Source organism: Sphingobium estronivorans (assembly GCF_008692605.1).
In the GTDB taxonomy this organism is placed as follows: Bacteria; Pseudomonadota; Alphaproteobacteria; order Sphingomonadales; family Sphingomonadaceae; genus Sphingobium; species Sphingobium estronivorans.
The window spans coordinates 1-12,148 of sequence record NZ_LFCT01000047.1; the positions used below are offsets into that span (position 1 = coordinate 1).

At 59.2% G+C, this 12,148-nt stretch carries 8 protein-coding genes and 3 pseudogenes; 6 read left to right on the forward strand and 5 right to left on the reverse strand.

The window, feature by feature from the left end; translation table 11 throughout:
• Window positions 1–304 precede the first annotated feature (304 nt).
• Together F7P65_RS21435 and F7P65_RS21440 are read right to left on the reverse strand one after the other, a co-directional pair.
• A complete protein-coding gene (locus F7P65_RS21435) occupies window positions 305–2,755 on the reverse strand; it encodes a TonB-dependent receptor (protein ID WP_162854741.1) in 2,451 nt (816 codons plus the stop codon).
• Window positions 2,756–3,151: 396 nt separating this feature from the next.
• On the reverse strand, window positions 3,152–3,772 hold the full coding sequence (locus F7P65_RS21440; protein WP_162854742.1) for an IS630 family transposase: 621 nt from the start codon (window positions 3,770–3,772) through the stop codon (window positions 3,152–3,154).
• A 26-nt stretch (window positions 3,773–3,798) separates the two neighbouring features.
• Between F7P65_RS21440 and F7P65_RS22125 the strand changes: the two are divergent.
• From F7P65_RS22125 to F7P65_RS21460, 4 genes and pseudogenes are all read left to right on the forward strand, one after another.
• Window positions 3,799–3,957 (forward strand): annotated as a pseudogene (locus F7P65_RS22125) (IS5/IS1182 family transposase); the annotation flags it as partial.
• 179 nt (window positions 3,958–4,136) lie between these two features.
• Window positions 4,137–6,395, forward strand: coding sequence for a TonB-dependent receptor (locus tag F7P65_RS21450; RefSeq protein WP_150295558.1), 2,259 nt, complete (start codon window positions 4,137–4,139; stop codon window positions 6,393–6,395).
• A 169-nt stretch (window positions 6,396–6,564) separates the two neighbouring features.
• Window positions 6,565–7,473, forward strand: a pseudogene (locus F7P65_RS21455) (site-specific integrase).
• Between the two features lie 4 nt (window positions 7,474–7,477).
• Window positions 7,478–8,689: pseudogene (locus F7P65_RS21460) on the forward strand (IS91 family transposase).
• A gap of 56 nt (window positions 8,690–8,745) precedes the next feature.
• On the opposite strand, the gene F7P65_RS21465 reads toward F7P65_RS21460, so the two are convergent.
• The 3 genes from F7P65_RS21465 to F7P65_RS21475 form a co-directional block, all read right to left on the reverse strand.
• A protein-coding gene (locus tag F7P65_RS21465) for an IS3 family transposase (RefSeq protein WP_150295560.1) occupies window positions 8,746–9,923 on the reverse strand; the annotation gives its coding sequence in 2 pieces (ribosomal slippage) (window positions 8,746–9,659 and window positions 9,659–9,923; 1,179 coding nt in all).
• Window positions 9,874–10,581, reverse strand: coding sequence for an ABC-three component system protein (locus tag F7P65_RS21470; protein WP_150295562.1), 708 nt, complete (start codon window positions 10,579–10,581; stop codon window positions 9,874–9,876). The genes F7P65_RS21465 and F7P65_RS21470 overlap by 50 nt, the downstream gene beginning before the upstream one ends.
• Window positions 10,578–10,766, reverse strand: a complete 189-nt coding sequence (locus tag F7P65_RS21475; protein ID WP_150295564.1) for a hypothetical protein — start codon at window positions 10,764–10,766, stop codon at window positions 10,578–10,580. Before F7P65_RS21475 ends, F7P65_RS21470 begins: the two co-directional genes overlap by 4 nt.
• 435 nt (window positions 10,767–11,201) lie before the next feature.
• Between F7P65_RS21475 and F7P65_RS21480 the strand changes: the two genes are divergently transcribed.
• Window positions 11,202–11,555 carry a hypothetical protein gene (locus tag F7P65_RS21480; protein WP_150295566.1) on the forward strand — a complete coding sequence of 118 codons (354 nt, stop codon included), beginning with the start codon at window positions 11,202–11,204 and terminating at the stop codon, window positions 11,553–11,555.
• Between the two features lie 132 nt (window positions 11,556–11,687).
• Window positions 11,688–12,026, forward strand: a complete 339-nt coding sequence (locus F7P65_RS21485) for a DCL family protein (RefSeq protein WP_150295568.1) — start codon at window positions 11,688–11,690, stop codon at window positions 12,024–12,026.
• Window positions 12,027–12,148 lie beyond the last annotated feature (122 nt).

A 12,148-nucleotide genomic window follows, 5' to 3' on the forward strand; every position in this document is an offset into this window, starting at 1 on the left:
GCGTAATGAGTCTACGCGCTAGGGTGTGTGGGGGATTGCGCCCATGGCGGGCTGCAAATGTTGGGGCGAGTCACGTGCCTCGTCCCAACTTTCTGCGCTTCCGGTGCTCACTTACTTTAAGTACGCTGCGCGCCGGTTCTCGAACGCCACCATTTTCGCCTCACCCTGAACTCAATCCCCACACACCCTAGAGCGTCGTGCGAAAAGGTGGAACCCGGCTCCCTGTCATCCGTGCCGGGGGAGCATCGTGGAGCATGGCCCCATGATTGCAACCCCGATCACCCGGATGCGCGGCCGCCTGGGGTCAGTTCCTGAAGATCATGGTCAGGCCATAGGTGCGGGGTTCATCATGAGTGATCGCCCCATTAACGCCGAAGACGGCGAGTGCGGGGCCAAAGCCGCCGACCTCATTCGCGCGATTGGTGAGGTTTCTGCCCCACAGGCGAAGGCTGACCTCGCCAATCCCCTCGATGCCCTTGCGCGTGATCCCGATATTGGCGTCCAGCAATTTGGAATTACGCAGGGTCCTGTCGTCCGAGGCGTTCGGCGAGGTGTGCGATTCCGAGCGGTAGGAATAGCCGACATGCGCGTCGAATACGGCATCGGTCCCGACTTCCCGATTGAAGTCCAGCGACAGATTGTAGGACCGCTTGGGCGTGTATGGCATCACATTGATGAAGCGTTCGATGAAGGTCTGGCCGGTGTCGCGAAGCACGGCCTTTGAATCGTCGCCCAGTTCGGGATGGAGCAGCGCGCCATTCGCGCTGAACGTCAGCCCCTGCACGAGGGCGACGGTGAAATCGCCCTCGACGCCATAGATTTTGTTGCCGTTGATGGCGATGAAATCGCGATCGGCCGCCGTGCCGCCGGTCTGTACGCTGGCCTGATAGCCCTTATAATCCATATAGAAGCCGGCGAAGTTGAACCGGACGCGGCGGTCGAACGCCGTTCCCTTGGCGCCGACTTCGTAGGACAGGATGCGTTCCGGGCTGAATCCGTTGGCGAAGTTGGTCGGATTGGCCGAACGCGACGAGGTGCCGTGGCTCTTATAGCCTTTGACGACCTTGGCGTAGAGGTTGAGATCGGCCGACACGTCATAGGCGACGGTCAGGGCGGGGCTGAAATTCCGGCGGGTATCGCTATATTCCGCGCCCTGAACGACGCCGTTGCAGTTCGCCGGGTTGGTCCGGTCGATCCCCGCCGCGGCGAAAGCGTTGAAGAAATTGGGGTTGGCGCAATCCACCGCGGTAAAACCGCCCAAAGCGGCGAAGCTGAATGAATTTTCATTGAAACGCGTTGCCTGGCGCTTGTCGTTCGACACGCGCGCGCCAAGCGTGACGTGCAGCTTGTCCGCCGATTGTGGCGTAAAGGTCAGCTCGGTAAAGGCGGCGATCGACTGGTTGTTAATGTCGGTCCCGGCCCGGGTAAGCGGTCCGGCGCCGGTGCCGAAATTCTCGGTGGCGGTCGTGTTGTGTCCCTTGTCATCGAAAAAGTACAGGCCGCCGACATATTCAAGATCGAGGCTGCCCAGTTCGGCGGAACCGATCGCCTGCAATTCCTGGCTGAAATTGCGGTAGCGCAGGGTTTCGTCGATAAGATAGCGGTTCGGCCCGATATTGTTCACGATCGTTCCGGTGGCCAGGCCCGCCGTCGTCGGCGAGAAGCGCGTCACGATGCTGACGAGCGAGGCCGGGATGTTGGTGCCCGTGCCCAGATTGTGGAGGATGCGATAGCCGGTGATCGACTTGATCGTCAGATTATCCGCCGCCTGCCATTCCAGCGTGCCGGTATGGCCCCAGACCTTGGTCGAGATCGCCGGAATGGGGATCAGCGAATTGACGGACTTGACCCGGCCCGAAGCGGGAAAGCCCTGGCTGTAGGTCGTCTGGCCAAAGGTCTGGATGAAGCCGCCGGGCACCGCCGACGGGGCGCTGAAGGGCGACTGGAATGTCCCGCCGGCCACGGCCGGGCCGGCATCCGGCTGCAACAGGACGTTCGTGTCGTGCGATTCGCTGTAATCGAAGGCGTAATCGGCGGTGAAATTGCTGCTGGGCCGGAAACGAAGGGCGACACGCGCATTCTCGCGGTCCTTCTTGGCGAAATCCTCCCCGATGCCGGTGTTCTTGATCCAGCCGTCGCGCTTGATGCGCGAATAGGCGCCGCGGATCGCGAACTGGTCGCCCAGCGGCACGTTGAGCATGGCCACGCCGCGACGGTTTTCATAATTGCCCACGCTGCCCTCGAGCCGGTAGCGGAAGGCGCCCAGTTCGGGCGAGTTCGAAATCAGGTTGATCGCGCCGCCGGTGGCGTTGCGGCCGTAAAGCGTGCCCTGCGGCCCGCGCAACACCTCGACACGGGCGAGATCGGGCGCTTCAAACCCCGCGCCGAACGACGTGCCGATATAGACCCCGTCCTGGTACAGGGCGACCGAAGGATCCTGCGTCACCTGGGTGTCGGCCGGGCCGACGCCGCGAATGACGATGGAGGCGATGTCGGAGCGTCCCGATCCGGGCCGGACGTTGAGGTTGGGAACGGTCGTGGCGATATCGGAAATCGACCGGATCTGCTGGGATTCAAGCTTGGCGCCGCCCAGCGCCTGGACGGAGATCGGAACATCCTGGAGATTCTGCTCACGGCGTTGCGCGGTGACGACGATATCCGAAAGTCCGTTCGGATTGGCGGCGTCCTGCGCGCTCGCCACGTGAGGCGTCAGCGCGGCGGAGCCGAGCAGGATGGCGGCAATTTTTTTGACCATGACTCTCCCTTTCATTCTTCTGATCTGGTCGACGCCAAGGTTGCGCACCCGGCACCGAGCCCGTCGCGCCAACCGGCGTGAGACATATATTTCGCAGGACTGCGCACGCGATCCGGTCGGAGAGGCATGAGCGCCTCGCCGACAGCGCAAATCTTCATTTCGCAGCGCGAAGATGAAATTCCTGACATCATTAAAGGCCCTGCACCGGGAACGATGCGAGGAATGATGGGCGTTACATCAGCCTTCCCCCCAAAGCATTATTGCGCCCGATGCTTTCATCGGGTCCTACTATATTCGACGGATGCCAATTAGCGTAACGAAGGTACCTTTAAAGTCAATAGCTAATACCAGCCTGCATTGATCACGCCCCACGCGCCCATTTGCGGCGTCCGATGGTCATGATGCGCCAAGGCTGGTCGACGAGCTTGTTCCAAGCTTCACAGCAGAGATCCACAATGTTTCGCAGGATGTGAAAACGCGGTTGGAGAGCCAGTTGTCGCGCATGAACTGCCAGATGTTCTCGACCGGATTCAGTTCGGGGCATTTGGCCGCGAGCGCGACAATGCGGATGTTGTAGAGGACATAGAGCTTACCGGCCATGTGCCGACCAGCCTGGTCCATCACCACAACCGCGTGCAGACCCGGCGCAACGGCAAGGGATATTTCGGCCAGATGCAGTGACATGGTATCGGTATTGCAAAAGGGCAGGACGAGTCCGGCGCCCTTGCCCAGTTCCGGGCAGATCGCGCCAAAGATATAGGCTGATTTCGTCCGCTGATCCTTCGGTGCTGATGGCCGCGTTCCGCGTCTGGCCCAGCGCCGCGTGATTATATTCTTTTGGCCGACACCTGCCTCATCTTGGAACCGTACCTCTATGGGCGTGCCCTTGGGGAGGATGGCTTTGACTTTTGCCAACCCGGCAGCGAAGCCACCCTTTTTGAAGGCGTCCACGGCATGTTCGTTCTGGGCATGGTGGGGAGGCCGCGCCGTGAGTTTGACGTAGCCCAGCTTCTTCAACTCGCGGCTGATGGTTGTCTCGTCGAGAGGGTGTATCGGATGATCCCGATATCGAGCGACTGGCGATCGATGCGACCGTGATCCGCGCTCAAGCCCAGGCTCTTGGCCGATCCAGAGGCGGGTTCGGCACCAAAATCCACGCCGTAGTCGATGCCCTTGGCTTGCCGATCCGCTTCATCCTTGGCTATGCGCGGCGTCAGGTGGTCGATTTTCACCATCGACCCCATCACGACGGCCCCCTGTGTGCATAATGCAACAAAACAAAAATTACGCATTCTATACCATGTCAATGCCTTGACTTTGAGACTGCGTATCATCACGAGCTCGCGATATTATTAAAATTTGTAAATGGAGTTAGGTCAGGGTGTTGAAAGTTTATCCTGCCGCGGGTTTCGGTAAAAGCCGGATCGGTCTTGTCGCCGGCACGGCCATGTCCCTGTTGCTGGTGCCGGGCGCGGCCATCGCCCAAGACGATTCCACTGATATCGTCGTGACCGCGCAGCGCCGTTCGGAGCGTTTGCAGGATGTGCCGATCGCCATCACCGCACTAAGCGCGGAGACGCTGACCAATCGCGGCACCGTCAACATTGGTGGCGTCGCACAGATCACGCCTAGCCTGAACGTCGTTGCCTATCCCAATTCTTCGGATACCGTTTCTTTGACCATGCGTGGTCAGGGCATGGCGGACGCCGGGCAGATCACCAAGGATGGTGGCGTCGGCCTCTATGTCGACGGTTTTTACATCGCGCGCCCGCAGGCCGCGCTTTTCGACCTTGGTGCGCCGGAGCGTATCGAAGTTCTGCGTGGCCCACAGGGCACGCTTTATGGCCGCAACACCACAGGCGGCGCGATCAACATCATCACCACGAAGCCGAAGGGTGAATGGGGCGGCAATACGTCCCTCACCTTTGGCAGCCGCAATTATGTGCGCGGGCTTGCCAGCGTCGATCTGCCTGAGATCGGCAATTTCGCGATCAAGGGCACCATCCTTTACACAAACAAGGATGGCTGGGTGAAGAACCCGGGCGCACAGCATGATTACCATGAATCGGGCCAGCTCGCCGGTCGCGTCGCTGTTCGCTGGACCCCCAGCACTGACGTGACGGTGGATTATGTCTGGGATCGTGGCCGTGTTGAATCGACGATGCCCTATTTCAGCAACCCGGCGCTTGACGGCACCATTCCGGGCTATGTGGCCGACCGTGACCGTACCTATGCGCCGATCGACATCGGTAGAAGCAAGGCGCTGTTCGTCGATCATCAGCTGACAGCTGAATGGGCGGCATCGGACACGGTGACCATTCGTTCGCTGTCATCTTATCGCGGCTTCGAGGCCAAGCAGTTCGTCAATTACGGCCTTGGCCAGTCCAGCCCGTTTTACCCGGTGAGTTTTGAGCAGTTCCACCGCTATCGCACCAAGCAATATACGCAGGAAGTGCAGCTCATCGGTTCGATCGGCGATCGTGTCGAATATACCGGCGGCCTCTATTATTTCCGCGAAACCGGCCGCCACTTCATTGACGGCTCGCTGGGCCTGCTTGCGGTTCCGGTGATTATACCCAGCACTCGCGACGTAACCACAAAGTCGATTTCCAAGGCTGCCTATCTTCAGGCGACTATCACGCCGCCGGTGCTTGATGACCGGATGAAGCTGACCCTTGGCGGTCGTTACACCGAAGACCAGCGAAATGCGACGCGCAACAGCACATCTTTTGGCTTCCCGGTCGATGTCGATGTGACCAATGACCGCAAGTTCACCAATTTCAGCCCGTCGGCCAACCTTTCCATGCAGTGGACGCCGGCAATCATGACCTATGCCAAGGTTTCGAAGGGGTATAAGGCGGGCGGTTCCAGCGAAGGCGGTCCGGATTTCACCGCAACCTACGCACCTGAAAAGGTGACGACCTATGAACTGGGCCTCAAGTCGCAGTTCTTCGATCGTCTGGTGACCCTGAACGCGGCCCTGTTCTACAACAAGTTCAAGGATCTTCAGGTCGATTTCGTTGCCGATGCGGTCGATACGTCAATCGTGTCGACGGTAAACGCCGGCTCGGCGGAAGTGAAGGGTCTGGAAGCGGAAATCATTCTGCAGCCGTCGGTCGATTTCAACATCCGTGCGGCCTACACCTATCTTGATCCGAAGATGAAGCGGATCACGGCTCCGGCTGGCACGAACTTCGATCCGGCAGTCAATCCGGCTTCGCCATTCCAGGTGGGCGATGATGTCACCGGTTACTTCACGCTGCCGTTCGTTCCGAAGAACGCCCTGTCGGTATCGGCTGACTGGACCTTCCTGCGTAGCGGCGATGCAGAGTTCAGCATGCATGGTTCGTATAACTACCAGCAGGCCATGTACACCTCGTCGGCGGCCGGTGCGATGGTTGTCGGGCGAAACTTCTACCGTAACGATTCCACCAATATCACCAACGCGCGCATCACCTGGAAACAGCCTGTTTCCGTTGGCGATTTCAGCCTGTCGGTATTTGCGGACAATCTGTTTGACGAACGTCACCGCGACTTCGTGATCGGTGTTGGCGGATCATCCCTTACCGGCTTCACCTCGACCACGGCTCCCTGGTCGGAACCGCGCACCATCGGTGTCGAAGCCAGGGTCAGCTTCTGATACATCACTGCCGGGAGCGATCCCGGCAGCTTTTGGGACATGTACGAACCCGCTGCCGCGGGATTGGTGCCTGGATTGAGGTCGTCCTGACCAACTGAGATTTCGCTTTGGTTGAGCGTTGCCAGGCATGGGCAGAGCATTGCGGCTCCTTCAGCCAAGGAGTCGAGCAATGATTGATCCCGTTTTGGAAGTGCCCGCCAGTTCGCTGCGTCAGCGCATGATCGATGACATGAACATGCGCGAATTTACGCGTGAGACCCAGCGCAACTATATTCGCGATGTCGCGCGGTTTGCCGCCTATCTTGGGCGTCCTCCCGATACAGCGACGTCAGAGGACCTACGCCAGTTTCAAATCGACCAGTGAGAGATCGGTGTCGGCGCGCCCACAATGAACAGCATCGTCGCTGCGCTGCGCTTCTTTTTCACGCATACCATTGACCGGCCCGACCTTGCCCGCAAGCTGTACAAGGTCAAGCATCCCCGTGCCTTGCCCGTCGTTCTCAGCCCTGAAGAGGTCGTCCGACTGCTCCAGGCGACAACGTGCCTCAAGCATCAGGCAGCTATGTCGGTGGCGTATGGGGCGGGCCTGCGTGCCGCTGAGGTGACGATGCTCAAAGTCCGCGACATCGATAGTGAGCGCATGTTGATCAGGGTCGAGCGGGGGAAAGGCGGTCGATATCGCAATGCGATCCTGCCGGCCGATCTGCTCGCCCTGCTGGGTGAGTGGTGGAAGGTCGGGCGGCAACAGGGTGTCATGCATGCCGACGGCTGGCTATTCACCGGCCAACATTATCTGAAACCGATGAGTCCCCGGCATCTGCATCGGGTTGTCGTCGAAGCCGCACGGGCGGCCGGCATTGCCAAGCGGGTCGGACCTCACACGCTGCGGCACTGTTTTGCCACCCATCTGCTGGAAGAGGGGGTGGATGTCCGCGTCATTCAGGCGCTGTTGGGCCACGTGAACCTGAGCACGACCGCCTTCTACACCAAAGTTGCGACCCGAACCGCGCGCGCCGTCGTCAGCCCGCTCGACCGGCTGGCCATATGCGGCCCGAAACAGGCGGCGGCCGACGGCTGAGCCGTTGCGCTCGTCACTCGAGGTTGCCGACATCTTCCGCACTGCTGGTCCCGCCTAGCGGGACGCCCATGCCGGGCATCTGAGCTACGTCCAGCTCAAGGTCATGACGGCGATCGAGAACTGTCGCACCGCTGCCCTGGGTGGTCACGTTGAAGCCTGCGAAGACTGTGGGCACTGGCGGATCGCCTATAACAGCTGTGGAAATCGGCATTGCCCGAAATGCCAGGGTGCCGCCGCGCGTACCTGGCTGGCAGAGCGTAAGGCGGACCTGTTGCCGGTCGGCTACTTCCATGTGGTCTTTACGTTGCCGGCAGAGGTCGCCGATATCGCGTTCCAGAACAAGGCGGTCGTCTGCGATCTGCTGTTCCGCACGGCCTCGGAGACGATGCTGACGATCGCGGCCGATCCGAAACATCTCGGCGCCCGCGTTGGCATCACGGCCGTACTTCACACATGGGGATCGGCCATGACACACCATCCGCATGTTTACATGATCGTGCCGGGCGGTGGTATTGCGCTGGACGGGACGCGATGGATCTCCTCGCGCCCCGCCTTTCTCCTACCTGTGCGGGTTCTGGGCGCACTGTTCCGCCGTCTCTTCCTCACGCGGCTGATCCAGTTGCACCGCACCGGCAAGCTCGCCTTCTTCGGATCCATGGCCGGCCTCGCCGACAAGCGAGCCTTCCATCGCCACCTGGCACCGGTCAGGAAAAAGCGGTGGGTGGTTTATGCCAAGCCGCCCTTCTCCGGTCCCGAGGCCGTGCTGGCCTATCTCTCGCGCTACACCCATCGGGTCGCCATCTCGAACCGGCGCCTGATCGCGTTCGACCGTCAAGACGTTACGTTCCGCTATAAGGATTATCGGCGCCCCGGCGACGAGCGGCAGAACATCATGACGATCACCGCCGACGAATTTATCCGCCGCTTCGTGCTTCACGTCCTGCCACGCGGCTTCCACCGCATCCGCCACTATGGCTTGCTCGCGGGTTCCTCGCGCAAAACCAGTCTCGCGCGTGCCCGCGAACTGCTCGACATTGTCCCGCCGACACCCGAGGAGGGCGAACCGGAAAATCCTTGCGACCTGCGCCCACCCTGTCCTTGCTGCGGTGGGCGCATGATTATCATCGAGGCCTTCGAGCGCTGGCGACAGCCCCGGCCGCCGCCGTTCCATGCATTGCCGATCCGGGAGGTGGCGCCACGACCCGGCATGGCATGACAGCAACAATGCTCGTGGGCACTGATTTGCCCCCACCGAGTGGACCGATTGGTTTGTTAGTGGATTAAAGCCGCTGCCGCCATATCCGGGTGGAGGTGGAGCGAAGCGGAACCGGAGGCCGGATATGGCGGTGTCGCCGTTTCCGGTGCCGGTGGCCGGTAGCCCAGGCTGCTATGCGGGCGGACGGTGTTGTAATGCCGCCGCCATGCCTCGATCAGCACCCTGGCCTCGGCGAGGCTGTAGAAGATCTCGCCGTTGAGCAGTTCGTCGCGAAGCGACCCGTTGAAGCTTTCGTTATAGCCATTCTCCCATGGTGATCCCGGTGCGATGTAGAGCGTCTTCACGTCGATCTGCCCCAGCCATTTCTGGACGGCGGTAGCGATAAATTCGCTGCCATTGTCGGACCGGATATTCGCTGGCGGGCCACGCGTGATGAACAGGTCGGCCAAGGCGGCCAGCACGTCTTCGTGGCGGAGCTGCCGTGCGACGATGAGCGCCAGGCATTCCCTGCTCGCCTCGTCGATGATGGTCAGGATGCGGAACTTGCGGCCGTCATGCGTACGCCCCTCGACGAAGTCATAGGCCCAGACATGCCCCGGATACTCGGGCCGCAGGCGGATACATGATCCATCGTTGAGCCACAGGCGTCCCCGCTTTGGCTGGCGCTGCGGGACTTTCAGTCCTTCACGCCGCCAGATACGCTCGACCCGCTTATGGTTCACCGTCCATCCCGCATGGCACAGCAGCGCCGTCACCCGGCGGTAGCCATAACGACCATATTGCTTCGCCAAGGCGATGATGTCCTCGGTCAACGCCTGTTCGTCATCCGCCCCACGCGGCACCTTGCGCTGTGTCGATCGATGCTGGCCCAGCACCCGGCATATCCGTCTCTCAGACACCCGGACTGGAAGCTCTCGTCGCAGATGATCGATGCAGCGCCGTCGTCGCGCGGGGCTCAGAAGTTTCCCCGTGCAGCCTCCTGCAGGATCAGCTTGTCCAGCGTCAGGTCCGAGATCGCCCGACGCAGCCGCTGGTTCTCTTTCTCCAGATCCTTCATCCGCCGCGCCTGGTCGGTCTTCAGCCCGCCATATTCTTTGCGCCAGCGATAATAGGTCTGCTCGCTGACCCCAATCCGGCGGCACGCCTCAGCGGTCGACGCCCCCTGCGCCAGCACAATCTCAACTTCACGCAGCTTGCCGATGATCTCTTCCGGCTTGTGCTTCTTGCTTGGCATTCAAAGTCCCCTTCGTGGTCCAGACTATCATAGTCCCTGGGCCACCCAGCGGGGGGCAGATCAGGATGTGGCAATTGCCAGTCAGGAAATAAAGCATACCTCGAACATCTGCATTAGCGACGCCATCATAATCAGCACAATTATCCAACTCAGCTGCGATCGGCTTGATAACATGATTGTTTATCAAGGCGTCAACCTCTTCTCGTGCAGCGCCTCGCAATATCGCAGGCCTAACATAGGAAATAAATTCTTCCCATATCTTACCCATAACAATAGCGTATATAGTTTGGAACGTTTTAGAGAATAAATTCTCTCGAAGCTGAGCGTATATCCTCTCCTTCATCACCATAGCCATTTCGATTTGATCGATTCTGCTGGCCGCACTCAACTTACCGTCAAGTCCAATTATTTCTTCATTCTCAACGACGCGAGTATAGATTTCGAGTTGCTTAATATACTCTGATAGGCTGTTATCTTCCTGTGCCTCGGCCTTGAGCTTACGATAAAGTTGGCTGAGACGAGATTCCTTCGGAACAGGCGCTTCAAAATGGTTAAAGTCGCCGCTCACATCATAGACGTCGCGACCACCGATGTGGCCGCCTGCATTGTTACCGGTTTGGGTAACTACGCTTTTACCGGTGCTAGGCTCGTCACTCATTTGTGATTGATTTTGACATCCCGTCCGGCGACATGCCCGCCAGCGACATTGCCACTTTGCGCAACCGACGCGCCCGATGCCTCTGCTTTGCCGCTGCTTTTGTTCGACCGAATAGTCATCACGGCCTTGATCGTATAACCGCCGATCAAGCCAGCAACAAAACTGCCGACTGCAACCCAATCCATTTGACACCCCCCAAGATGATAGCATCGTATAGCGAAAATGATAGCTGTTGCAACAAGATCACCATCCAAAGTCGCACACTTGCATGGTTCAGTGTGGATGCTACGGAACGTGAGCTGAGCAGGCGCTGCCGATTTTTCGTCCCGATTTACCAATGATAGCCATGTGCGCTGCCTGGGCAGCTTGGGGAAGACGGAATATGTCAGCGACGCCCCCGTTCTTGATGTGACGCGCACAATAACAGCTTTAGTCGATTGCTTTTCCACGCGGAATGATAGTTAAGTCGTAGGCACCGCCTTTTGATGACGCCCTTTTATAGCTGTTCAGTCAGTCCGCCTCGCCGCGCCGGGGCGTGTACAGGGATGATCGTTTAGGTTCCGTCCCCAATCAGCTCTGCTACAATCCGTCGAATTTCAAACTGATTCTGCGGAGAATCTATGGCAACCCAGTGCGAATCCATCCATCTCGGCGCCCGTTCTGCCATCCAGCGGGTCGTTCGTGATCGCAAGGACGAGATAGCGCTCGGCATTCAAACCGGTGTGGTCAGTCACCAGCACGATGACATCCCTGTGTGGAGGCCTTCCAATCCGCGCGCGCTTGGTCTCGATCGCAGTTGGTGCGACGGCCATTGGCGAAACGTTTACCAACTGACCCTTTCAAGTGCGCCGGTCGAAAGCGAGGAACTATATGGGCGCGAGCATGACGCTGCTGAGGGAGTTGTCGGGCAACTACCAGCCGCCACTCTGTCCTACACCCCAGCACTACGACGCTATCTGCGCCAGCGGCGCTGAGTATGAGGATGAGCTCGGGGGCCAGAACCGTCACACCACTTTTACGCTCGTTCCGCAATGCATATCGAGAAATCGGTCGGTCTATAGACTGAGGTAGCGAGGATGTTAATCTCGCTCGAAAGGAGCTTGGGCATGGGGAAGGCTCGCAGCATTACGCTCAGCACGCGATCGTTTGATAAGGCTGGGGATGCCACCGCATTCTTCGCAGCGATGCTGAATCGCTACGACATCGGCGATCGAGTTCACGCGGAAGATGCAACCGATTTGCGTGCGCTACTCGCTCGGCACGATGAGTTTGAAGAAAAGGTCGGAACGGGCATTGACGGCTTTGAGGTCAACACACCGCCGCAAGATGTTCCACAATTTTCGAAGAGATGTTTCTGGGTGGTCAGAAGTGATGGCACCAAGATAGACTTTTCGATCGGCCACTGCCTCCAGCGGAAACCATACGAATGGCCGATTTACTATTGAGAGACATAATCTCTTATTAAATCATCAATTCCAGGTGGCGGCTGAAGACGTTTTCCATTTGAGGCGGCAGAATTGTTCGCGCTCTACTTAGATTGGGTGTAAGCGCCGACGGAAGGCGGCCT

Bases quoted from the DNA above. Each gene is read 5' to 3' on its own strand.
- F7P65_RS21475 (WP_150295564.1), bottom strand. From the start codon at position 10,766: ATGGATTGGGTTGCAGTCGGCAGTTTTGTTGCTGGCTTGATCGGCGGT.
- F7P65_RS21435 (WP_162854741.1), bottom strand. From the start codon at position 2,755: ATGGTCAAAAAAATTGCCGCCATCCTGCTCGGCTCCGCCGCGCTGACG.
- F7P65_RS21480 (WP_150295566.1), top strand. From the start codon at position 11,202: ATGGCAACCCAGTGCGAATCCATCCATCTCGGCGCCCGTTCTGCCATC.
- F7P65_RS21485 (WP_150295568.1), top strand. From the start codon at position 11,688: ATGGGGAAGGCTCGCAGCATTACGCTCAGCACGCGATCGTTTGATAAG.
- F7P65_RS21470 (WP_150295562.1), bottom strand. From the start codon at position 10,581: ATGAGTGACGAGCCTAGCACCGGTAAAAGCGTAGTTACCCAAACCGGT.